Here is a 23,067-nt window from a genome sequence, read left to right on the forward strand (position 1 = left end):
TTGCCTCCGGCCGCACCTATATGGGCATCCGCGAAGTCGGCAAGAAACTGACGGCCTATCTCGGCAAGACTGTCGACCGGGCGATCACCCGTGCTGTCGAGCATGCCCGCGGCTACGTCACCGGCGGCACGCTGTTCGAAGAGATGGGCTTCTACCATATCGGCCCGATCGACGGGCATTCGTTCGACCATCTGCTGCCGGTGCTGCGCAACGTGCGCGACAATGCCAAGGGTCCGGTGCTGATCCATGTGGTGACACAAAAGGGCAAGGGCTATCCGCCGGCGGAAGCTGCCGCCGACAAGTACCACGGCGTCAACAAGTTCGACGTCATCACCGGCGCCCAGGCAAAAGCCAAGCCGAATGCGCCGGCCTATACCTCGGTCTTTGCCGATGCGCTGACGCAGGAAGCCGGCTTCGATGACAAGATCGTCGCCGTCACCGCCGCCATGCCCTCGGGCACCGGTCTCGACAAGTTCGCCAAGGTTCATCCCTCACGCTGCTTCGATGTCGGCATTGCCGAGCAGCACGCGGTCACCTTTGCCGCCGGCCTTGCCGCCGAAGGCTACAAGCCGTTCGCCGCGCTCTATTCGACCTTCCTGCAACGCGGTTACGACCAGGTGGTGCACGACGTGGCGATCCAGGGTCTGCCGGTGCGCTTCCCGATCGACCGCGCCGGTTTCGTCGGTGCCGACGGTCCGACGCATGCGGGCTCGTTCGACACGACCTATCTTGCCACTCTCCCCGGCTTCGTGGTGATGGCGGCGGCCGACGAGGCGGAACTGAAGCACATGGTGCGCACGGCAGCCGCCTATGACGGCGGCCCGATCTCGTTCCGCTATCCGCGCGGCGAAGGCGTTGGCGTCGAGATGCCTGAGCGCGGCCAGATCCTCGAGATCGGCAAGGGCCGCGTCGTCAAGCAGGGGTCGAAGGTCGCGCTGCTTTCCTTCGGCACGCGCCTGGCCGACTGTCTGCTGGCTGCAGAAGATCTCGATGCCGCCGGTCTTTCGACCACGGTCGCCGATGCCCGTTTTGCCAAGCCGCTGGACCATGACCTCATCCGCCAGCTTGCCCGCAACCACGAGGTGCTGATCACCATTGAGGAAGGTGCGGTCGGCGGCTTTGCCAGCCACGTGCTGCAGTTCCTCGCCGAAGACGGCCTGCTCGATGGCGGCCTGAAAGTCCGGCCGATGGTCATGCCCGACGTCTGGATGGAGCAGGCCAAGCCCGAGGCGATGTATGCCGCCGCCGGTCTCGACCGCGCCGGCATCGTCTCGACCGTTTTCAAGGCGCTCGGCCAGAAGCAGGATATCGGTATCGGCGCTGCCGGCTGATTGATCCTCGCACAGCATCAAACAAGAACCCCGGCTCATCGCCGGGGTTCTTGTTTTCTGGATCTATTGATCAGAATTCCTGCCAGTCGTCCTGCGCCACCGCGACGTTGCCGCGTGACATTGGGCGGGCGGGTGTCAAACGCTGCGCCGGCGTGGCTGCCGGTGCCGCCATGGCGCGCGCGGCGGTGCGCAGATCGGCGGTCGATGCGGTACGCGCCTGACCGGGAAGCGTAAAGCGGGTGATCAGTTCGCGAAGGCGGACGGCTTCATTGGCAAGCTGCGCGCTCGCGGCATTGGCCTCCTCGACCATGGCCGCATTTTTCTGGGTCACCTGGTCCATCTGGTTGACCGCGGTGTTGACCTCGCCGAGACCCACCGACTGTTCGCGCGCCGAGACGGCGATCGCGCTCATATGTTCGTTGATCGTCGCGACATGATCGCCGATCGCCTGGAGCGCCGCACCGGTATCGCGAACCAGCCGGACCCCGCCTTCGACCTCGACGGACGAATTGCGGATCAGTTCCTTGATTTCCTTGGCGGCCTGCGCCGAGCGCTGGGCAAGCTCGCGCACCTCCTGCGCCACAACGGCAAAGCCCTTGCCGGCATCACCCGCGCGCGCCGCTTCGACGCCGGCGTTGAGCGCCAAAAGGTTCGTCTGGAAGGCGATCTCGTCGATGACGCCGATGATGTTGGAGATCTGGCCGGAGGAATGCTCGATCCGGCGCATGGCCTCAACCGCATCGGCAACGACGCTGCCGGATCTTGCAGCGCTGGCGTTGGCTTCGGCCGCGACGTGCCGTGCTTCCTCCGCCCGCTTCGTCGAGTTCGTGACATTGGCGGTGATCTCGTCGAGTGCCGCTGCGGTCTCTTCCAGAGCTGCCGCCTGCTGCTCCGTGCGACGCGACAGGTCGTCGGCGCTTTCGCTGATCTCGCGCGAGCCGCCGTCGATCGAGCGGCTGGAATCGGCGACCGCCGCCAGGGCATCGCCGAGCTGGGCGACGGCGCTGTTCAAATCATGACGCAACTGCTCGAAATCCGCTGCGAAAGGCTCATTGAGCTGGAAGGCGAGGTCACCGGCTGCAAGGCGGCGCAGACCGCTGGCGAGGCCCGACGTCGCCTGCAGCAGACGTGCCTGGGCGGCAGCTTCCGCTTCCTCCTGCAGGCGGATGCGTTCGGCTTCGGCGCGGGTGCGGTTTTCCGCGGCTTCCGCTTCCAGCCTGCGGTTGGCGATCGCCGCCTGGCGGAAGATTTCAACCGCACCGGCCATCTCGCCGATCTCGTCCTTGCGGCCGGCATAAGGGATCGAAGACGTAACGTCGCCCTCGGCAAGGCGGGTCATGGAGCGGGTCGTGGCAACGATCGGCCGCGAAATGGTGCGTCCGACAAGGAACACCGTCGCCGCGATCACCGCGATCGCCGCGACAATTGCCGCGAGCGCGATCGTCTCGATCGATTGCTGCGTCGAGACGCTCTCGGTTTCGGCCTTGGCCTTTTCCGTCTCGATTGCGCCGGCCACCTGCTCGAATTCCGGCTCGACGGCGGCGAAGGCCTTCGACATGGTGGCGCGCAGTTCGGTCTCGTTTTCGGCGAGCGCCGCATAGTCGTTGAAGGCGGTGGCATAGTCCTTGAGCGCCGCCAGTACCTTGTCCTGCACATCGGCGCCGCCGAAGGCTTCGGCCGGCGTTGCGGCAAAGTTCTTCACTTCGCCAGCATGCTTTTCCACGTATTTGTGGTCGCGCCGCATGATGAAGTCCTTCTCATGGCGGCGCATCATCAGCATGCTCGCCTGAAGGCCCTTGTCCTTTACCGATTTCAAAAGCTCTTCGATCGCGTGCACGGCGGTGCGCATCGCGCCTTCCTTGCCGCTTTCCGGATCGAGGCCGAGCGTCCGGTTGGCGACAACAACGGCCGAAAAGGCCCTCAGGTATGCGTCGTAACCCTCGGAGATCGCCTGCAACTGCCCACGCGTAGAGGCGCTGCCGAGCAGCTTGCTGAGCGCGGCCATCGTCTCCTCAGCTTTTGCGGCCGTTTCCGTATGGGCCGCAGCATATTGGTCTTCCTTGCGCAGCAGGAAATCCTTCTCTGCACGACGGGTCTGCAGGAACTGCACCTCCAGTGTCAGCAAGGCATGCTCGGCATCGCGTTGAACCGCCACCTGTTGGCGGTAGTCCTCCTCTATGTCCTTCTCGACGACGAAAATCGCGACGATCGCGAGAATTCCGGCGACGGCGATCGGCACGAGTAGGCCGATGCGATGGGAAAGCTTGAGGTGAAAACGCGGCATGCGGCAACTCCTTGCGCCAAAGGGCGTCAGGTGAGGAAGATCGGGTTTTGTCGGGAGGTCCGGTTTGAGGCGGAGTGCCTGCATCATGCAGGTGCGACATCGCCGGCAAATTCGCATCCATCATTTAAGGATAGATGAATATTCCATTATTTTTTAGGGTTTCCTAACTGTTGAGCCGAGGACGTGTCGTTGCTCGACGCTCGGGGGCTTGCCATCGGGGCGGCAAGTCGCCATGAGAAACACATGTCAGAAGATCGCCAGAACGAAGAACACAAGAACCGGGTGCGCCTGGACCAGTTGCTGCTCAACACAGGACTGGTCGCCAGTCGTGCCCGCGCGCGTGACGCCATCCAGCGCGGGACCGTCAAGGTCGACGGCCGCACGGTCACCAAGGCAGCGTCCATGTTTGCCGAGACCGTCACGATCACCATCGATGATCCGGCGCAGGACTATGTCTCGCGCGCCGCGCTGAAGCTGGTCGCGGCGCTCGATCATTTCGGGCTCGACCCCGCAGGCGAAAGCTGTCTCGATATCGGCGCCTCGACCGGCGGCTTCACCGAGGTGCTGTTGAAGCGCGGAGCCGAGCACGTGGTCGCGATCGACGTCGGCCATGGCCAGATCCATCCGCGCATCGAGGGTGACGAACGCGTCACCAGCATCGAGGGCCTCAATGCCCGCGCGATGACAGAGGAGGATATCGACGACCGCGACGTCACCTTCGTCGTCTCCGACGTTTCGTTCATCTCGCTGAAGCTGGCGCTGCCCCCGGCGCTCGATATGGCGCTTCCCGGCGCACACTGCATCCTCCTGGTGAAGCCGCAGTTTGAAGCCGGACGCGACGCGATCAGCAAGGCGGGTCTGCTCAAGGATCCCGACAGCGCACCGGCGGTCGCAGCCGAACTCGAGCGCTGGCTCGTCGAAGATATGGGCTGGCAGAGCCTCGGCCTCATCCCCTCCCCCATTGCCGGCGGCGACGGCAATGTCGAGTTCCTGCTCGCAGGCAAGAAGCCATGAGCACGGAAACCGTCACCATTAAGCGGCTCGGCGCCCAGGGCGACGGCATCGCCGAAGGCCCTGATGGACCGATCTTTGCGCCCTTCACCCTGCCCGGTGAGAGCGTAGCACTCGCTGTCAACAAATCGCACGGCACGCTGATCTCGCTGAGAGAGCCTTCCGCAGAGCGCGTCGAACCGCACTGTCGTCACTTCGGGCCGGATGGTGTCAACGGCACCTGCGGTGGCTGCACGATGCAGCACGCCTCGGACACGCTCTATCACGGCTTCAAGCGCGATCTGGTGATCGCCGCCCTGAAGTCGAAGGGGCTGAAGCCCGAGGTGGCGCCGCTCATCACCGCCGAGCCCGGCCAACGCCGGCGCGCGGTCTTCACGGCGCGAAAGACCGAGAAGGAACTGCTTCTCGGCTTCAACCAGGCGGAAAGCCACCACATCGTCGCGATAACAGAATGTCCGATCGCGAGCCCGGGTATCGTCTCTAAGCTCGCGATCATCGCAAAGATCGGCGCGGCCATGGCGGTCAATGCCGAGCCCTTCCGCATCACCGTGCTCGAAACGCGCGCGGGCCTCGACCTTTCCGTCGAAGGCATCAAGAAGCTCGACGACGGCGAGCGCCGCCGCACCGTGGAGGCCGTCCTTGGCGAGCGCGGCATCGCCCGCGTGAGCCTCAATGGCGAGATCATCGTCGAGCCAGTGAAGCCCGTCATCGATTTCGGCGGCGTCGCCGTGTCACCGCCGCCGGGAAGCTTCACCCAGGCAACGGCACAGGCCGAAGAAGCAATGGCCAAACTGGTGCTCGATCATCTCGGCAAGGCGAAGCGCGTCGCCGATCTCTTTGCCGGTTGCGGCACCTTTGCACTGCGGATCGCCCGCAAGGCGCGCGTCCATGCGGTCGAAGGCGAAGACAAGGCCCTGAAGGCGCTGGATTTTGCCGCCCGCAATACGCAGGGGCTGAAGCCGGTCACGGTCGAAAAGCGCGATCTCTTCCGCCGCCCGGTCATGGCGCAGGAACTCAAGGTCTACGACGCGATCGTCTTCGATCCGCCGCGGGCCGGCGCCGAGGCGCAGTGCCACGAGATTGCCCGCTCCGGCGTCAAGAAGGTCGTGGCCGTGTCCTGCAATCCGGTGACGCTCGCGCGTGACCTTTCGATCCTGACCGCCGCCGGTTATCGCATCACCTCGGTGACGCCGATCGACCAGTTCCTCTGGTCCGCGCATGTCGAGGCGGTGGCGACGCTCGAGAAATGAGAAAAGGCCCGGTTTCCCGGGCCTTTATCATCTCAGGCTTCAAGCACTTGCCATACTGATTCACGACAGCGGCTTACCGCCTTGTTGCTACAGCATTCTGTCGATCCGCGCGCACTCAAGCCGCACGACGACGGCCACCACCGGCCATCCGAGCGTCGCCAAGATTGAACTGGGCAAGCAGCGAGTTGAGCGAGGCGGCCTCGGACGCGAGGCCATGGCTCGCCGCCGTCTGTTCCTCCACCATCGCCGCATTCTGCTGTGTGCCCTGGTCCATGGTGTTGACGGCGGTGTTGATCTCCTGAAGACCGGTCGACTGTTCGCGTGTTGCGGTCACGATCGCGCTCACGTGTTTGTTGATCTCCTGGACTTCGGCGACGATCGTTTCCAGCGCCTTGCCGGTATCGCCAACCAGGGTCACGCCGTTGCGCACCTGGTTGCCCGAGGTGGTGATCAGCGCCTTGATCTCCTTGGCGGCATTCGCCGAGCGCTGCGCAAGCTCCCGCACTTCCTGGGCGACGACGGCAAAGCCCTTGCCGGCCTCACCGGCGCGTGCCGCCTCGACGCCGGCGTTCAGCGCAAGCAGGTTCGTCTGGAAGGCGATGTCGTCGATGACGCCGATGATGTTGGAGATTTCACCGGATGATTTCTCGATGGCATGCATTGCCTCGACGGCGTTGGCGACGACCTCACCGGACTTCTCGGCACCGGCGCGGGTGCGGGCAACGAGCGCACCGACTTCCTCGGCCCGGCGAGCCGAGTCCTTGACCGTCGTCGTGATCTCTTCGAGCGCTGCGGCGGTTTCTTCGACAGAAGCTGCCTGCTGCTCCGTGCGGCGGGCGAGATCGTCCGCCGCCGCGCGGATCTCGGTCGCGCCAGCATCGATACCGCGGGCGTTGGCGCCGACGGCGCAAAGCGTGTCGTGAAGCTTCGCAACAGAGTTGTTGAAGTCGGCGCGCAGACGGTCGAGGCGGTCAGCGAAGGGATTGTCGATGCGGTAGGCGAGATCGCCTTCAGCCAGACGGCCAAGGCCGGTCGCCAGGCCATCGACGACCTGCTGCACTTCGGCCGCATCCCGCGCATCGCGGGCCTGACGCTCCAGACGTTCGCGCTCCGACAGCGAGCGGTTCGCATCCGCTTCGCTTTCGAGCTGCATCTTGGCGATCGTCGCGTCCCGCAGGACCCGCAGCGACCGGGCGAGATCGCCGATCTCGTCCTTGCGTTCGGCCTCAGACAGATCGACATCGGTCTCGCCGGCGGCGATCTCGCCGGTAACCCCGATGACATTGGCAACGCGCTTGCGGAAGCGGCTTGCGAGCGTCCAGCCGACAATGATCATGATCGCGGCAGCAAACGCGATGACGGCGATCGAAATCATTGCGAGCTGCGAGAGGCCGGCAAACACGGTGGCTTCTGGAACCGAGACGACGACATACCAGACCGTGTCCGGAAGCAGGTTGACCGGCACAGCGACGGCGAGATGCGCGCTGCCATCGGTGTGCTTCAAGGCGAAAGCCTGACCGGTATGGCTCAGCAGTTGCCCCCAACCCTCGCCCTCAAGCGGCGTGTCCTTCAGCACCTTGCCGAGCACGTTGGCATCGGGGTGGCTGATGATGCTGCCATCCTTGCTGAGCAGCGAGACGAAACCAGTGCCGAAAGGCTTCAGCTTGCCGAGTTCGGTGGAGAGTTCACCGAGCGCCATGTCGACACCGACGACACCGATGAAGGCACCGTCCTTCTTCAGCGGCACCATGATCGAGGTCATCAGCACATCCTTGCCGTTGATCGGGTAGACATAGGGCTCGGTGACCATGTCGAGGCCGGTCTTCTTCGGGATCTGGTAGTAATCACCGGGGCCCGGCTTGTCGTAGTCGGCGAGCGCCTCATGGATCACCTTGTCACCGGAGCGGGCGATGTAGGGAACGAAGCGGCCGGTCGCATCATGGCCCGGTTTGCCGACGAACTCGGCATCCTTGCCGTCGAAGGCGTTCGGCTCCCAGCCGGTGCTCATGCCGACGGCGAGCGGATTATCTACGATCCAGCGTTTCATGAGGGTTTCGATCTCGGCACGCGACGGCGCACCGGTGCCCTTCACCGCGTAGAGCGCCGAGCGGACGTTGTTTGCGAGTGTCTTGGCTTCAGCGAATTTCGTCTCGACGCTGCGGGCGCTGGCAGAAGCGGCATTGGTCATCTCGGCGATGCTGCGCTCCCGCAATTGCTGGTAGGACAGCCAGAAGACGACGGCGGCAGTGACCATGCAGGTCAGAAGGCCGGTCATCACGATGGCGAACATGTTTCTTGCGGTTGCAGTCTTTAGGATCACCGTATGTCTCCCCTCGCGTCTCCGCGGCCAAATCATCGATCGCGTGGCGGGTTCGCCGTCACGCTGAGCATTGGGACAGGTGTCTGGAACACATCGCGCTGATAATGCCTGGAGGCGACGTGCGGGGCGAAGTCATTTCGCGGCGAAGAAACGGTATGCGCGACCGCTTTATCAAAGCTTAAGAAACGAAGTGATGGCTGGCGATCCTGCAGTGAAAAGCGAAAATCCCGATGCAGTGCGCAAAGAAAAGGCCCGGTCTCCCGGGCCTTTTGCTTGTCAGATTTTGGCGAAGACTACGCTGCCCGGCGGCGATGGTTGGTCGCCGTCGCGTATACGCTCTGTGTATCACCAAGATTGAACTGGGCAAGCAGCGCGTTGAGCGAGGCGGCCTCGGACGCGAGGCCATGGCTCGCCGCCGTCTGCTCTTCCACCATCGCCGCATTCTGCTGTGTGCCCTGATCCATGGTGTTGACCGCGGTGTTGATCTCCTGAAGACCGGTCGACTGTTCGCGTGTTGCGGTCACGATCGCGCTCACGTGTTTGTTGATCTCCTGGACTTCGGCGACGATCGTTTCCAGCGCCTTGCCGGTATCGCCAACCAGGGTCACGCCGTTGCGCACCTGGTTGCCCGAGGTGGTGATCAGCGCCTTGATCTCCTTGGCGGCATTCGCCGAGCGCTGCGCAAGCTCCCGCACTTCCTGGGCGACGACGGCAAAGCCCTTGCCGGCCTCACCGGCGCGTGCCGCCTCGACGCCGGCGTTCAGCGCAAGCAGGTTCGTCTGGAAGGCGATGTCGTCGATGACGCCGATGATGTTGGAGATTTCACCGGATGATTTCTCGATGGCATGCATTGCCTCGACGGCGTTGGCGACGACCTCACCGGACTTCTCGGCACCGGCGCGGGTGCGGGCAACGAGCGCACCGACTTCCTCGGCCCGGCGAGCCGAGTCCTTGACCGTCGTCGTGATCTCTTCGAGCGCTGCGGCGGTTTCTTCGACAGAAGCTGCCTGCTGCTCCGTGCGGCGGGCGAGATCGTCCGCCGCCGCGCGGATCTCGGTCGCGCCAGCATCGATACCGCGGGCGTTGGCGCCGACGGCGCAAAGCGTGTCGTGAAGCTTCGCAACAGAGTTGTTGAAGTCGGCGCGCAGACGGTCGAGGCGGTCAGCGAAGGGATTGTCGATGCGGTAGGCGAGATCGCCTTCAGCCAGACGGCCAAGGCCGGTCGCCAGGCCATCGACGACCTGCTGCACTTCGGCCGCATCCCGCGCATCGCGGGCCTGACGCTCCAGACGCTCGCGCTCCGACAGCGAGCGGTTCGCATCCGCTTCGCTTTCGAGGCGCGCGCGCTCGACGGCATTCGCCTTGAAGACGGCAACGGCGGCAGCCATCGAGCCGATCTGGTCGCGGCGTTCTTCGCCGGGGATCTCGACGTTGTGGTTGCCGGCGGCAAGCTTTTCCATCGCGCCGGTCATCTCCGTCACCGGACGGATGACGAGGCGATTGAGGAACGTCGCGAGGAAGACGAGCATGACGCCGACCGCAAGGATCGTGGCGATGGTGGCAGCAATCCGGAACTGGTCGATGGCGGAATAGGCGGCATCGGCATCGATGACGAAGCCGACATACCACTCGACCGACGGCAGGCCCTGGACCGGAACGAAGCTCACCAGCATCGGCTTGCCGTCGAGCTCGGTGTTCATGATGCCGGATCCGATCGCCGGCGTGTCGATCGGAAAGGCGTCGGCGAGCGACTTGGTAACGAGCTTGGCGTCCGGATGGACGAGGATCTGGCCGTCCTTGCTGGCGAGGAAGGCAAAGCCTTCGCCGCCGACATCGACGCCCTTGATCATCGAGACCAGCGTATCGAGCGAGAAGTCGCTGGCGGCAACGCCATAGAGCTTGCCGTCACGCTTGACCGGAACAGCGGCGCTGATGATCAGCGCGCCCGTGGAAGCGTCGACATAGGGTTCGGTCAGCACGCGCGCATCGGCCTTCACGGCCTGCTGGTACCAGGGACGCTGGCGCGGATCGTAGCCGGCCGGCATCGGATTGTCCGGCCAGGTGATGAACTTGCCGCTTTCGTTGCCGACATAGGTCGACATGAATTCGCTGGTCAGTACGTCGTTCTTCAGGATCGGCTGGATGGCGCCGTCGTCCGCGACGCTGCCGGTGGCATCGGCCACCATCGCCGTCAGCGTGACGCGGCCATTCAGCCACTTGGCGACGCTCTGCGCTGCCTGCGTGCCGGAGGAGGCAATGTTCTCCTCGACGGCCTTGGTCGTGGTGCTACGCTGCAGCGTGTCGATGTAAACGGAAAAGCCGGCAAAGGCGCCGACGACAACACAGGACGCGGCAACGAGAATCCGCGTCATGAGGTTCGATCGCTTGGACAAGATGGGCTCCCAATGGATGCCGGCGCTACCTGCCGCCGGACATGAGCTCTCGATGATTTTCGCGCAGCATCCTTCGTCCGCCGGAAGGACGGAGCGCTGACGCTGACGGGAAAACGTTGAACATGCCAGAAGGCGGGGCCAGCCATGCTTCATGCGGCCGGGGCCATCCGAAAAGAGGATAGGCCTATCGCGCCGCACGCTAGCGATCGCTATTTAAGAACAAATTAAAATTGATCTATGCAAGTTCGCGATGCCAGCGGCAACGCGATCTTTACGTTGCGGTGGGTAGAACGCCGCCCCGAACGCAAAAAAAAACGGATGCGCAGCGGCACCCGTTTATCGCTCAGTCACAGGCCTGCAGGCTGTCTAGCGGCGCATGAAAGCCTCGAAGGCGGCCCGCGCTTCAGCACTTTTCAACTGCGCGGCAAAGTGTTTCGCTTCCTCGTCGATCCGCGCCAGTACGTCGCTCCGGTCGCCGCGAACGAGATCGCGGGCGATGCGAAGCGCCTCCGGCGGCTTCTTGGCAAGACGTGCGGCAAGCGCCAGGGTTTCTTCTCCCACCGCATCCTGCGCGACGATCTTCCAGATCAGCCCCGCATCCACGGCCTGGCGGGCGGTCAGCGGTTCGCCGGCGGCAAGCAGCGCGAAAGCCCGCTGGTGGCCCATGATGCGCGGCGCGATCAGGCTCGAAGCCGCTTCCGGTACCAGTGCCAGATCGACGAAGGGGGTCTTGAACAGCGAGCGCTCGGACGAGATCGTCAGGTCGCAATGGAGATGGATAGTGGTACCGATGCCGATCGCCAGACCATCGACGCCCGACACGACCGGCTTGGTGGCGGTCGCAAGCGCCTTCAGGAACTCGATTACTTCCATGCCCATGGAGCCGCCCATGGCAAAGGCAAGGAAATCGGCCATGTCGTTACCGGCGGAGAAGCAGCCGTCCGTACCCAGAAAGGCAGTGGCGCGCACGGCCGGGTCGCTTGAAGCGACCGTCAGCGCATTGATCATCTTCGCGTACATGTCGCGGGTGATGGCGTTTTTCTTTTCCGGGCGGTTGAAGCGGATCACCTGGACGCCGGGATACGCTTCCGGCCGCTCGATGAGCACGTGGTCGGTCATGATAGCTCCTCTCAAGCCAGAACAGAGCGCGCGACGGCGAGGCTATCGGCGCCCTTGACGACGCGATCCTTAAGTGCCGCAGTCTCCGCCAGCAGGTTTTCCGCGGTGAAGCGACAAAGCGCGATGCGCCGGTCTTCCTTGCCGTCGGCCACTTCAGCCAGGCCACCCTTCGCCAGATAGGCGCCGGTCAGCGCCAGGCCGAAGAGGCGCTGATAGGCCGTGGCGCCCGCCAGCGCTTCGGTAAGCCTGCCGCCGGCAATCGCCGCGATCAGCCACTCGGTCGCGGCCGAAAGATCGTCCAGCGCCGCATCGAGCCGCTCGGCCGTCTCGCCGAAGCCGTTGCGGTTCGAGGCGCGCACGGCCGAGGCGATTTCGCGCAGTTCGTCGATGAAATCGCGCACGTGGCCGCCGTCAGACAGCGGCAGCTTGCGGGTGACGAGATCAATCGCCTGGATGCCGTTGGTGCCTTCGTAGATCGGGGCGATGCGAGCATCGCGCAGGTAGCGGGCAGCACCCGTTTCTTCGATGAAGCCCATGCCGCCGTGGACCTGGATGCCCAGCGAAGCCACATCGACGCCGGCATCGGTCGAGAAGGATTTGGCGATCGGGGTCAGCAGGCTGGAGCGTTCCTGCCAGAACTTCGCCTTCTCGCCTTCTGCCGCGTGCCCCATGTCGACGGCGTGGGCGCAGGCGTAGGAAATCGCGCGCGAGCCTTGCGTCAGCGCCTTCATCGTCAGAAGCATGCGGGCGACGTCGGGGTGCTCGATGATCGGGCTCATGCCCTGACCGGTCCAGCCGGGCGCCTTGCCCTGGGTGCGTTCCTTGGCGAAGGCGATCGCCTTTTGCGTGGCGGCGTCGGCGATGGCAACGCCCTGCATGCCGACGGCAAGGCGAGCGTTGTTCATCATCGTGAACATGCAGGCAAGGCCACGGTTTTCCTCGCCGATAAGATAGCCGATCGCGCCCTTCTCGGCGTCGAACTTGCCGTCGCCGTAGATCATCGTGCAGGTTGGCGAGCCATGGATGCCGAGCTTGTGTTCGAGCGAATGGCAGAAGAGATCGTTGCGCTCGCCGAGCGAGCCATCATCCTTGACCAGGAATTTCGGCACCAGGAAGAGCGAGATGCCGCGGGTGCCCGCCGGCGCATCCGGGAGCCGCGCCAGCACCAGGTGGACGATGTTGTCGGTGAAGTCGTGCTCGCCCCAGGTGATGAAGATCTTCTGGCCGAAGATGCGGTAGGTGCCGTCGTCCCGGCGCTCGGCGCGGGATTTCAGCACGCCGAGATCGGACCCGGCATGCGGCTCCGTCAGGTTCATCGTGCCGGTCCATTCGCCGGAGACCATCTTCGGCAGATAGGTGGCCTTGAGCTCATCGGAGCCGTGTTTCTCCAGCGCCTCGATCGCGCCCATGGTGAGCGTCGGCCCAAGCGCGAAGGCCATGGAACCGGCGTTCCACATCTCCATCGCGGCGACGTGCAACATGTGCGGCAGGTTCTGGCCGCCGAATTCTTCCGGCGCCGTCAGCCCATTCCAGCCGCCGGCGATCCAGCTGTGATAGAGATCACGCCAGCCGTCCGGCGTCTCGACCTTGCCTTCAACCAGACGCGAGCCTTGCCGGTCGCCGATATCGCCGAGGGGAGCAACCTCCTCTGTCGCGAACCGGCCCGCTTCCGACAGGATGGCATCGACCAGATCTTCGCCAAGGTCGCCGAGCGCGCCGGTCTGCAGTGCCTCGCCCATGCCTGCCACGTGTTTCAGCGTAAACGCGATCTCGTCGACGGGTGCCTTGTACATGGTGATCCTCCCAGATGGCCAGGTTGCGCTGGGCGCATCCTCGTTGCGCCGAACACTATTGATTTTTACGTAAACGTCAACGTCAATTGCCGCGCTCCGTCGCGACGTCGCGACGTGTAACAAAACTGTCATCAACGGCGCATAGAAGCCAAGACATACGGCGCCGCGCGTCCTTATGGAGTGCACTGAGGTCGCCGCAGCACGTTGAACGGCCGCATGTTCTTTCCCTCATACCGGCAGCGGTTTGAGAAACCATGTGGCAGGCCCCTGCCAAGGCGTACCGATGAACCTGATTTCCCCCGAAATACCCGGTATCGTCTGGGCCTATCGTTTCCTGCCCGGCGAGAGCCGCTGCCAGCGCATCGCCACCGACGCCTCTATCGACAGCCTGCTTAAGGGCGAAGGATGGGTCTGGGTTCATCTGGCGCTCTCCGACGCACGCACACCTGCGCTGATCGAACGGATCGGAAACCTGCCGCCGCTCGCGGTCACCACGCTGACCAGCCACGACACGCAAGCAGCGATTACGGTTTCGGATGATATCGTACACGGCACGCTCGTCGACTTCGAGCGCACCTTCGACGCGGTGACCAAGACGATCGGCTGGCTGCATTTCGCCGTCAGCGACCGGATCATCATCACCACGCGCCTGCATCCGTTGCGCAGCATCGACCGCGTCAAGGCGGCGGTGGAAAAGAGCACCAAGTGCGCAAGGCCGATCGACCTCTTCGAGATGATCGTGATCGAGTTCCAGCGCACGCTGATCTCGCTGGTTCTGGAATTGACCGAAGAACTGAACGTCATCGAGGATCATGTCTATGGCGAGGCCGGACATCGCCAGCAGCCGGGGCTTGCGCCGCTCCGCCGCACGGTGGTGCGGCTTCACCGGCACCTGCGCACGATCCTCGCGTTGTTGAGACGGGCGGCCGCCTCGGATGAAGACGAGGTGCCGCCTGGTTTCATCGACGTAGCCGAGCGGCTATCCGACCGGCTCGAGGCGGTCGACCGCGACGTCTTCGCTTTGCAGGAACGGGCACGACTGCTGCACGAAGAAATCGACAGCAAGATCTCCTCGGAGACCAACCGCCACCTCTACATCCTGTCGCTGATGACGGCCTTCCTGCTGCCGCCCACACTCGTTACCGGTTTCTTCGGCATGAACACCGGGGCGCTGCCCTTCGCCGATGGCACCGGCACGCTCTATGCGGCGCTGTTCATCGCACTTTCCATGGGCTTTGCCTGGTGGATCCTCAGGCGGATCGGCATTCTCTAACTGTCAGAGAAAGGGCCGAAGGCGAAAACCCCCGGCCCTGCTCACCCCTTAGCTATAGGGCGAATAGCACTGCTGGCGCGGGCCGCCATAGGGCTGATAGGTATTGTCATAGGCCCTGTAGGACCGGTACCGGTTGGCGCACCATTGCACATGGCGGCTGCCGTAAACCGGAGCCGGGCGCTCGTAGCGCGGCGGTTGGGCGATCGCCCCGCCGATGATCACACCGGCACCGAAGGCAGCCATCGGGTACCACCAACCATTGTAGTAACGATAGCCAGGGCGCTCGTAGCGATAACCGCGGTAGCCATTGTAATAATAATAATTGCCGCGGCGCTCATAGCCCGGCCGGCGATACTGAACATTCGTCGCGTCATTCTGCTGTTCGACGCGCGGCGGCGTCGGCATGAACGCCTGTGACGGGGCCGCGGATGTCATCAGGACTGCCGCGGCAATGATCGAAGAAAACCACCGGCTCTTCCCGGTCTTCGGCAAAGCCTTCATCAAAACCTCCATAACCGTATCCACGCTCCGCAGGCTGCGAAAAAAATCGCGCAACCACGGGAACTTCAGCCTCTGCATGATTTCACCCGGGTCGCTGCAGAACCGGGGATGACCCTCAGCCGGGAAACCTGAAACCGACCAGCAACGCATAAGCCACCGGTTTTGTTCCATCTTCAGGCATCGCGGCTGGTGCCGCCGCATAGCGACAGACGCGTGCCTGTGCCGACTTCCGTGCATTTCGTTCATCGGCATGGGGCTGGTCACGGCACCGTGGCGACATATCAAATTATGAAAGACATTGCTCACATACAGCCGGAGGTCGGTATACATTCGCGCGCCGCTCCAGCACAGTCCGGGTCGGGGGCTGGGATTTACGATGCATTAACGATACTGTCGGCAATCTCAGAGAATGGCAAAGCGGTATATCTCCACCACAGGGATGATTCTGCGCCTCGCGACCTTCCTAGGTCTGGCATTCGCGGCGACGATCGCACGCGCCGGTGAACTGGAGCCCTGGAAGACCAAGTCCAACGCCATCATCGTCGACGCCTATGAGATGAACAGTATCGATTGGGAAACGCTGCTTGCCGACAAGCGCATCTCCGGCTTCATCGCCAAGGCCTCCGACGGCCTGCCCGAAAGCTTCTCCTGCACCGGCGATCACAACGGCGACACCTTCAACCACTGCAAGACCATGTGGCGCAAATACGCCGTCAGCCGCGAACTCTACCAGACGCGGCGCATGATCGCCCGCACGCACGGGCTGCTATGGGGTGCTTACCATCTCGCCCGTCCCGGCAATCCCGTGGACCAGGCGAACCATTTCCTTGACTACGCCGATCCGCGCGACGACGAACTGATGGTGCTCGATCTCGAAGGCATCGATCCGGAAAAATACATGTCGCTCGAAGATGCCGCCATCTTCGCCGGCCATATCAAGACCCGGACGGGGCGCTACCCGATCCTCTACACCAATCACATCACCGCCAAATATATCGCTGCGCACCGTGCCAAATACCGGCTGCTGTCGCGCCTGCCGCTTTGGTACGCCCGCTACAAGCCGGATATCCGCCAGGTCTTCCCCATGGGCAACTGGGACAGCTACGCGCTGTGGCAGTTTTCCTCCGGCATCAATTGCGGCAAGCGGCGCTGTCCCTACCGCGTGCCCGGAACACTCGACGACATCGACGTGAATGTCGCGGCGATGTCGCCGCAGGCGCTAAAGGCGATCTGGGCGCAGGGCGCATTGCTGGCTGAAAAGCCGTTGCCGCTTACCCTTATCGCCCAAGCCGAGCAGGGAACGGGCACGCACGCGGTCGCACGGGCGACCGCGACGTTTAGCGAGCCGCTGCTCATCAGCCGTGCCGGTGCCACAAGCGGGGCCGGCAGCGGCGTCGACATGCTGGTGACCGGCTCCATCGACTTCGCCCACCACGAACGCGCCATGCAGGTAGCCATCGCTGCCGATGACGCCGCACAGGGCGGATGCTCCAAGCCATCGGCCGTTACCGGCGGTGCAGGGCCCGCGACCGTCCAGCCGCCGCCCTGCAACACGCCCTGATCCTTTAGGCTTCGATCTGGACATCTCCCAGGGGCCGCGAGCAGCAGGCGAGGATGTAACCCTCGTCGATCTCGTCATCGAGAATGCCACCATTGTGGTTCATCTCGACGTCACCCGCGACCTTCATCACCCGGCAGGTGCCGCAGATGCCGCCCTCGCAGGCAGCACCGATCCGCACACCATTGGCACGCGCCGTCTGCAGGATCGTCTGACCTGGCTTCGCCTCGACCTCCTTGCCGCTCATGGTGAAAGCGACCTTGGCGGCAGCGACCTCGCTGTCGCCCACCACGCCGGCGCGCACAGCGATCTCCTCCGCCGCCGGTGCGGCCGCAGGCTGGAAGCTCTCCTCGTGGTAGCGGCCCATGTCGAAGCCTGCCGCCTTCAGCATCTCGCGCACGCCGCGCATGAACGGTTCCGGACCGCAGCAGAAGACGGTGCGCTCCATGAAATCCGGCGCAAGCAGCGGCAGCTTGGCGCCATCGATGCGGCCGCGCAGCCCGTGCCAGCCGTGGCGCGCTTCGTGGCCCTCGACGATAAAGCCGAGGCTCAACCCGGACATCTGAGTCGCCAGCACCTCCAGCTCGGAACGGAACAGGAGGTCGTCCGGCCGGCGCGCGCAGGAGATGAAGGTGACGTCCGTCTCCGGTACGCAATCCGCCATCCAGCGTGTCATCGACATCATCGGCGTGATGCCGGACCCCGCGGAGATAAACAGGTACTTTTCACCGGGATGGCGGACGAAGCTGAAGTCGCCGAGCGGCCCGAAGGCTCTCAGTTTCACGCCAGGCTTCAGATGGTCGAACATCCAGCGCGTGCCGATGCTGTCGGCCTGTGCCTTGACCGTCACCGCAATCGACAACGGCCTCGATGGTGTGGACGACAGCGTATAGGTGCGCATGACCGGTTCGTCGGCGACCGGCAGTTCCAGGGTGACGAACTGGCCGGGCAGGTAGCGAAACCAGGCCGGCTTTTCGGCGCGAAAGGTGAAGGTCATGACATCGGCGGTTTCAACGACCGCCGAGGTGCATTCGAGCATCTGCTGCCGGTCGATCCAGACATGCAGCTCGTCGAAATGGTGGAAGGAGGATGCCATCTGCATGTCAGGCGACCTTTGACAGCGGAGCCGCATCGCCTGCAAGGCGCTGCTCCATAAACTTGCTGTACCATTCGACAAACTGCATCACGCCGCCTTCATGGTCCGGTGAATAGGGGCCTGGTTCATAGGCCGGCGAGCGGATGCCGAAGGCGTTTTCTTCGACGATCTGGCGATCCTGGTCGTTGGTCTCGGTCCAGACATGGGTCAGGTCATCGAGCGTGTAGTCGACGCCCTCGACCGCGTCCTTGTTGACCAGCCACTTGGTCGTCACCTGCGTGAGTTCCGGTCCGAGCGGCAGAACACGGAAGGTGATGGCATGGTCGGAAAGCACATGGTTCCAGGTGGTGGGGTAATGGAACATCAGAAGCGTGCCGATCTGCTTCTGCCCGACATCGGCCGACAACGCCATTTTGACGGCGGCCCTCCCCGACATGGTGTAGCTTTCGGCATTGTCGACCAGCGGCATGCGCGCCGCACGGAACTGGCCGGTCGGCGACATCCGGAATTCGCTCGGCAGGCCCTCGGCCTCGCACTTCGCCCAATGGGCGGCTATCACCGGATCATCCTTGGCGCCCTGTACCCCGGTCGCAGTCGGCGCCTCCGGATAGGTGCGGCAGAGCTCCGGATGATTGGCGGCGCAATGATAGCACTCGCGATTGTTTTCCCAGACGAGCTTCCAGTTGCCCTTTTCGATGATCGTGCTTTCGAAGGCGACCTTGGTCTCTCCCAGCCGGTGCGGCGCGAGATAGGGCGTGGCGAGTTCGCGGAAGGCCGCAAAATCGGCCGGCGTCTCCGACAGGTTGATGAAGATGTAGCCGCCGACCGTTTCGCAATGGATCGGCTTCAGGCTGTGGGCCGCCTTGTCGAAATCCTCGCCCATCTGGCGTGCGAAGAGCAGCGATCCGTCGAGTTCGTAGGTCCACTGGTGATAGGGACAGACGAGCTTTGCCGAGGAGCCCTTTGCTTGCGTGCAGACGCGGGAACCGCGATGCCGGCAGGAATTGTGCAGCGCACGGATCGTGCCCTGGCGATCGCGGGTAACAACAACCGGATAGTCGCCGACCTGGACAGTGAAGTAGTTGCCGGCTCGCGGAATTTCGCAGTCATGGCCGATGAACAACCAGTCCTTGTACCAGATGCTTTCCAGATCCTGCCGGTAGTAGTCGGGGTCGATGTAGAAGGCCCGATCGAGGCTGTAGCCGTCACGCCGGCCCTTCAGCTTGCGAAGCATATCGGTCTTGGTATCCATGTCCTGTCCTCATGCGCCATGTTTCGGAGAGGCAGGACAGGAACCCGCACGGGCATGCGCCCATGCGTTCTCGGCTCCGATCCGGCTGCCCGCCGCAACCCGTTACGGTTATGTGTGTCAAGGCTGGTTTCCGGGCTCAGGAGCCGTCCTTGCGGACCAGCCCGGCGCCTTCCCGGACGAACCGTCCAGTGGCCTTCGCCGAGGCTTTCGCTCCACCACCGTTGCGGGGGCAGCGCCGGGATTTGACCGGCTTCCCAATTCTCCGCCTTCCCTTCTGGAAGACGACACCCTGAGTAAGGATATGTAATCGCGGAAACCGTCTTGGCAGGCGCCGGATAGCGACATCGAATTCCAGAATGACGACACGTCTGAAACCGTCGTCCGCAAGCGGATACGAAACTTTTTCACTTTATAAACATATAGATAGATCAAAAAATAGGCATATGCCGTCTTTTGCGACCGATATGGCGCAGGCGCGGGAAGGTTTCGCCCGTTTGCGACATTCCCATTGATGTCAGGAGCCATGTCCCGCTAGCGAAAGGAAATTCTTCATTAACCATAAGCCGCTAGTCTCGCCGGCGGACGAAGATGTCCGGCAGGCAGATGGCGCGCTGACAATCATGGCAAAGCTCAGATATTACGACGCAGCGGCCGAGAAGCCGCCGGCGATCATGCCGAAGACGGCAGTTCACACCGAGTTTCTGCGCACCGGCCGGATCAACCGCCGGCAATGGATGCCGAGCGAGCGACGCTACCTGAGCTATGAGGAAGTCGCTGACCGAACCGGCAAGAAGCTTTCGACCGCCGGGGACACGACGCACAAGCGGATCAACGGCTTTCATGCCTCGATCCAGTTTCCCAAGCTGATCTTCCACCGCACGCTCGTTGGCAAACCGCACCTCGGCTATTGCCACGTGACGGCCGCGCGGACGGCGGTCACACCTTCCAAGGACATCACCTGGTCGTTCTATTTCGCCAACTTTTTCAGCGACCTTGGTGACGAGACGCATTTCTTCGACCGCATCCGGGCCGGCTATTCCCGCATGTACTTTGCCGTCGCGATCGAACCGAACGCCGAAGACGGACAGATGGTCATCAATCGCAACGTCCGCGACAACGGGCTTCTCTTCCGCACCGACGACCCAAAGGTCGCTCTCAAGAACGTGCTGATGCTGGGTGCCCGTGACGACGCACTGCGCCGGATCATTCGCAGCTTCTGAGCCAGCAGCCCGCTCCCTGCAAAGAAAATCGTTCTGTTTTCCCGGCGCGTCCGTTAAGGAAGCGTCGGAAAGGAAACGGCATGGCAGAGATCATCGACACGGATATGGAACCGGACCGCGCGATCGATCGCGCCTGCGCCGTTCTCGCCGAGGGCGAACCGGTCGCCATCCCGACCGAAACCGTCTACGGCCTTGCCGCCGATGCCACCAATCCCGATGCGATCAGCCGCATCTACGAGATGAAAGGCCGGCCGCGCTTCAATCCGCTGATCTCGCATGTTTCCGACATGGCAATGGCCGAGGCCCATGTGCGCTTCGATCCCCTGTCCCGACGCCTGGCGGAAGCGTTCTGGCCCGGCCCCCTGACGCTGATCCTGCCGCAGCGGCCCGAGAGTACCGTGCACGCCCTCGCCTCAGCCGGCCTGGACACGCTTGGCATTCGCATGCCCGACGGCTTTTCGCGCCGGGTGATCGCCCGCTTCGGACGACCTCTGGCCGCACCGAGTGCCAATACCTCGGGCAAGATCAGCCCGACCAGTGCGGACCATGTCGATGCCGATCTCGGAGAAAAGCTGAAACTGATCCTCGATGCCGGTCCGGCGCAAATCGGGCTCGAGTCAACGATCATCAAGGTCGATGGCGACGAGATCCGGCTTCTCCGGCCGGGTGGCCTCGATGCCGCCGAGATCGAGCGCCTGCTCGACCGCCCGGTGATCAGGGCGGAAACCGCGGGTGCGACGATCGAGGCTCCGGGGATGCTGGCCTCGCATTATGCGCCGGGTGCTGCCGTCAGGCTGGAAGCCACCGACGTGCGGGCGGGCGAGGCCCTGATCCGTTTCGGCGGCGGCCGGGTCCTCGGCGAGGAACAGGCGGCTGTCGTTCTCGATCTGAGCCCGACCGGAAACCTGCGCGAAGCGGCCGCCAATCTCTTCGACTATATGAAGCGGGCCGACGCCAGCGGCGCTGCAACGATCGCCTTCGGCCCCATCCCTTCGGAAGGATTGGGAGAAGCCATCATCGACCGGCTGCAGCGGGCGGCGGCACCACGAGGGTAAGATCGCGTGCGGCTCCGCACCCACCCTCAGCGAGCGGCTGCGTTTGCGGTTATGATCGCAGGCGATACGAACCGAGGATCGCGTCTTCAGATCGACCGATCCGATAGCGCGCGCAAGCGCAATGCGAAGGCTGCCCCATGACGACGCTTCCCTCTCCCGAACTCATCGCCTCCTTCATCGAGATCGTCGGCAGCGCCAATGCGCTTACCGCGGAAGCGGACAAGGCGCGCTATCTCGTCGAATCCCGGGGGCTTTATCGCGGCACGACGCCGATGGTACTGCGTCCCGGCTCGATCGACGAGGTCTCACGCATCATGAAACTCGCCAGCGCGACCCGCACGGCGATCGTGCCGCAGGGCGGCAACACCGGCCACGTCGCCGGGCAGATCCCGCGGGAAGGCAAGGCGGACATCGTGCTTTCTCTCGAACGGCTCAACCGGATTCGTGACATCGATCCGGTCGGCAACGTGATCGTTGCGGATGCCGGCTGTATTCTCGCAGATATCCAGAAGGCGGCAGACGATCACAATCGCCTGTTCCCGCTGTCGCTCGGATCGGAAGGCTCCGCCCGGATCGGCGGCAATCTCTCCACCAATGCCGGCGGCACCGCCGTGCTCGCCTACGGCAACATGCGCCAGCTTTGCCTCGGCCTCGAAGTCGTGCTGCCAACCGGCGAGATCTGGGATGGTCTGCGACGGTTGAAGAAGGACAATACCGGCTACGACCTGCGCGACCTCTTCATTGGCGCGGAGGGCACGCTCGGCGTCATCACCGGCGCGGTGCTCAAGCTGTTCCCGAAGCCGCTCGGGCATCAGGTCGCCTTCGCCGGCGTGGGCAGCGTCGAGCACGCGCTCACCCTCTTCGACAAGGCCTCCAGTCTTTGCGGACCGGCGCTGACCGGCTTCGAGCTGATGCCGCGCCTCGGCGTGGAATTCATCACGAAACACATTCCCGGTGTTCGTGACCCGATGGAAACCGTCCATCCCTGGTACGCGCTGATCGATATCTCGACCGCAGATTCGGCCGAAAGCGCCGAGCGCATGGTCAACAATCTTCTAGAACAGGGCCTTGCCGCCGGTCTCGTCGAAAACGCCGTGATTGCCGCAAATGAGGCGCAGGCGAAGGCGCTGTGGCATATGCGCGAAAGCATGTCATCAGCGCAGAAGCCCGAGGGCGGCTCGATCAAGCACGATGTTTCGGTGCCCGTTTCCAGCATTCCCGCCTTCATGAAGGAAGCGGACGCCGCTGTCATGAAGGCGATCCCGGGAGCGCGCATCTGCTCCTTCGGCCACATGGGCGACGGAAACATCCACTACAACATCTCGCAGCCGGTCGGCGCCGACAAGCAGGCCTTCCTCGATCGCTGGCGCGAGATCAACGCCATCGTCCACGGCATCGTTCTGAAATACAACGGCTCGATCTCGGCCGAACACGGCATCGGCCAGTTGAAGCGCGACGAGCTTGCCGAGGTCCGTCCGCCGATCGAGATCGAACTGATGCAACGGATCAAACACGCGTTTGATCCTGCAGGCGTCATGAATCCGGACAAGGTGCTGCGCGCAGACCGGTGAAGCGGGCGCGCCTCAGCCGCAGGCCCGCGCCCTTCCGCAG

The 23,067-nt window shown here is 63.5% G+C and carries 15 protein-coding genes, 1 pseudogene and 1 riboswitch; of the genes and pseudogenes, 8 read left to right on the top strand and 8 right to left on the bottom strand.

Translation table 11 applies throughout. The annotated features are described in order from the left end of the window. Window positions 1-1,331, top strand: a 1,331-nt coding sequence (gene dxs, locus I8N66_RS00245; RefSeq protein ID WP_291148242.1) for a 1-deoxy-D-xylulose-5-phosphate synthase, incomplete at its 5' end; no start/stop codon positions are given. Window positions 1,332-1,401: 70 nt separating this feature from the next. Here the strand turns inward: dxs and I8N66_RS00250 are convergent. After that, window positions 1,402-3,615: a methyl-accepting chemotaxis protein gene (locus I8N66_RS00250; protein WP_291148245.1), complete on the bottom strand. Its 2,214-nt coding sequence runs from the start codon at window positions 3,613-3,615 to the stop codon at window positions 1,402-1,404. A 243-nt stretch (window positions 3,616-3,858) separates the two neighbouring features. Here I8N66_RS00250 and I8N66_RS00255 point away from each other — a divergent pair, with 243 nt between their 5' ends. Together I8N66_RS00255 and I8N66_RS00260 are read left to right on the top strand one after the other, a co-directional pair. Further along, the gene (locus I8N66_RS00255) at window positions 3,859-4,629 is read left to right on the top strand and encodes a TlyA family RNA methyltransferase (RefSeq protein WP_291148248.1); all 771 of its coding nucleotides are present in this window, start codon (window positions 3,859-3,861) and stop codon (window positions 4,627-4,629) included. After that, complete coding sequence (locus I8N66_RS00260; RefSeq protein ID WP_291148250.1) at window positions 4,626-5,876, top strand: class I SAM-dependent RNA methyltransferase; 1,251 nt, start codon at window positions 4,626-4,628, stop codon at window positions 5,874-5,876. Before I8N66_RS00255 ends, I8N66_RS00260 begins: the two co-directional genes overlap by 4 nt. Window positions 5,877-5,991: 115 nt before the next feature. Here I8N66_RS00260 and I8N66_RS00265 read toward each other — a convergent pair whose 3' ends face one another. The 4 genes from I8N66_RS00265 to I8N66_RS00280 form a co-directional block, all read right to left on the bottom strand. After that, complete coding sequence (locus I8N66_RS00265) at window positions 5,992-8,196, bottom strand: methyl-accepting chemotaxis protein (RefSeq protein WP_291148252.1); 2,205 nt, start codon at window positions 8,194-8,196, stop codon at window positions 5,992-5,994. Window positions 8,197-8,489: 293 nt separating this feature from the next. Continuing rightward, the gene (gene mcpU, locus I8N66_RS00270; protein WP_291148384.1) at window positions 8,490-10,568 is read right to left on the bottom strand and encodes a methyl-accepting chemotaxis protein McpU; all 2,079 of its coding nucleotides are present in this window, start codon (window positions 10,566-10,568) and stop codon (window positions 8,490-8,492) included. Between the two features lie 387 nt (window positions 10,569-10,955). Further along, a complete protein-coding gene (locus I8N66_RS00275; protein WP_291148255.1) occupies window positions 10,956-11,708 on the bottom strand; it encodes a crotonase/enoyl-CoA hydratase family protein in 753 nt (250 codons plus the stop codon). An 11-nt stretch (window positions 11,709-11,719) separates the two neighbouring features. After that, the gene (locus I8N66_RS00280) at window positions 11,720-13,501 is read right to left on the bottom strand and encodes an acyl-CoA dehydrogenase (protein ID WP_291148258.1); all 1,782 of its coding nucleotides are present in this window, start codon (window positions 13,499-13,501) and stop codon (window positions 11,720-11,722) included. 283 nt (window positions 13,502-13,784) lie between these two features. Between I8N66_RS00280 and I8N66_RS00285 the strand changes: the two genes are divergently transcribed. Continuing rightward, the gene (locus tag I8N66_RS00285) at window positions 13,785-14,774 is read left to right on the top strand and encodes a transporter (protein ID WP_291148261.1); all 990 of its coding nucleotides are present in this window, start codon (window positions 13,785-13,787) and stop codon (window positions 14,772-14,774) included. Window positions 14,775-14,822: 48 nt separating this feature from the next. Here the strand turns inward: I8N66_RS00285 and I8N66_RS00290 are convergent, their stop codons facing one another. Further along, complete coding sequence (locus I8N66_RS00290) at window positions 14,823-15,275, bottom strand: BA14K family protein (protein ID WP_291148264.1); 453 nt, start codon at window positions 15,273-15,275, stop codon at window positions 14,823-14,825. Between the two features lie 409 nt (window positions 15,276-15,684). On the opposite strand from I8N66_RS00290, the pseudogene I8N66_RS00295 reads away from it, so the two are divergent. Beyond that, a pseudogene (locus I8N66_RS00295) lies at window positions 15,685-16,695 on the top strand (GH25 family lysozyme); the annotation flags it as partial. Window positions 16,696-16,840: 145 nt separating this feature from the next. Here I8N66_RS00295 and I8N66_RS00300 read toward each other — a convergent pair. Beyond that, window positions 16,841-17,935, bottom strand: coding sequence for a hybrid-cluster NAD(P)-dependent oxidoreductase (locus I8N66_RS00300; RefSeq protein ID WP_291148270.1), 1,095 nt, complete (start codon window positions 17,933-17,935; stop codon window positions 16,841-16,843). A 1-nt stretch (window position 17,936) separates the two neighbouring features. Continuing rightward, window positions 17,937-19,181 (bottom strand): aromatic ring-hydroxylating dioxygenase subunit alpha, encoded by a 1,245-nt coding sequence (locus I8N66_RS00305; protein ID WP_291148273.1) that lies wholly within the window; start codon window positions 19,179-19,181, stop codon window positions 17,937-17,939. 103 nt (window positions 19,182-19,284) lie between these two features. After that, a riboswitch (cobalamin riboswitch) is annotated at window positions 19,285-19,488 on the bottom strand. A gap of 313 nt (window positions 19,489-19,801) precedes the next feature. On the opposite strand from I8N66_RS00305, the gene I8N66_RS00310 reads away from it, so the two are divergent. From I8N66_RS00310 to I8N66_RS00320, 3 genes are all read left to right on the top strand, one after another. Further along, window positions 19,802-20,401: a DUF6656 family protein gene (locus tag I8N66_RS00310; RefSeq protein ID WP_291148276.1), complete on the top strand. Its 600-nt coding sequence runs from the start codon at window positions 19,802-19,804 to the stop codon at window positions 20,399-20,401. 80 nt (window positions 20,402-20,481) lie between these two features. Continuing rightward, window positions 20,482-21,456, top strand: a complete 975-nt coding sequence (locus I8N66_RS00315) for an L-threonylcarbamoyladenylate synthase (protein WP_291148279.1) — start codon at window positions 20,482-20,484, stop codon at window positions 21,454-21,456. A gap of 137 nt (window positions 21,457-21,593) precedes the next feature. Beyond that, window positions 21,594-23,027, top strand: a complete 1,434-nt coding sequence (locus I8N66_RS00320; protein ID WP_291148282.1) for an FAD-binding oxidoreductase — start codon at window positions 21,594-21,596, stop codon at window positions 23,025-23,027. The last annotated feature ends 40 nt before the right edge of the window (window positions 23,028-23,067 follow it).

It is taken from the genome of Ensifer sp. SSB1 (genome assembly GCF_016652895.1).
Lineage (GTDB): Bacteria > Pseudomonadota > Alphaproteobacteria > Rhizobiales > Rhizobiaceae > Ensifer.

Coding starts and splice junctions, on each gene's coding strand:
- mcpU (WP_291148384.1), bottom strand. CDS start 10,568: ATGACGCGGATTCTCGTTGCCGCGTCCTGTGTTGTCGTCGGCGCCTTT.
- I8N66_RS00290 (WP_291148264.1), bottom strand. CDS start 15,275: ATGAAGGCTTTGCCGAAGACCGGGAAGAGCCGGTGGTTTTCTTCGATC.
- I8N66_RS00275 (WP_291148255.1), bottom strand. CDS start 11,708: ATGACCGACCACGTGCTCATCGAGCGGCCGGAAGCGTATCCCGGCGTC.
- I8N66_RS00250 (WP_291148245.1), bottom strand. CDS start 3,615: ATGCCGCGTTTTCACCTCAAGCTTTCCCATCGCATCGGCCTACTCGTG.
- I8N66_RS00255 (WP_291148248.1), top strand. CDS start 3,859: ATGTCAGAAGATCGCCAGAACGAAGAACACAAGAACCGGGTGCGCCTG.
- I8N66_RS00260 (WP_291148250.1), top strand. CDS start 4,626: ATGAGCACGGAAACCGTCACCATTAAGCGGCTCGGCGCCCAGGGCGAC.
- I8N66_RS00305 (WP_291148273.1), bottom strand. CDS start 19,181: ATGGATACCAAGACCGATATGCTTCGCAAGCTGAAGGGCCGGCGTGAC.
- I8N66_RS00310 (WP_291148276.1), top strand. CDS start 19,802: ATGGCAAAGCTCAGATATTACGACGCAGCGGCCGAGAAGCCGCCGGCG.
- I8N66_RS00300 (WP_291148270.1), bottom strand. CDS start 17,935: ATGCAGATGGCATCCTCCTTCCACCATTTCGACGAGCTGCATGTCTGG.
- I8N66_RS00280 (WP_291148258.1), bottom strand. CDS start 13,501: ATGTACAAGGCACCCGTCGACGAGATCGCGTTTACGCTGAAACACGTG.
- I8N66_RS00320 (WP_291148282.1), top strand. CDS start 21,594: ATGACGACGCTTCCCTCTCCCGAACTCATCGCCTCCTTCATCGAGATC.
- I8N66_RS00285 (WP_291148261.1), top strand. CDS start 13,785: ATGAACCTGATTTCCCCCGAAATACCCGGTATCGTCTGGGCCTATCGT.
- I8N66_RS00315 (WP_291148279.1), top strand. CDS start 20,482: ATGGCAGAGATCATCGACACGGATATGGAACCGGACCGCGCGATCGAT.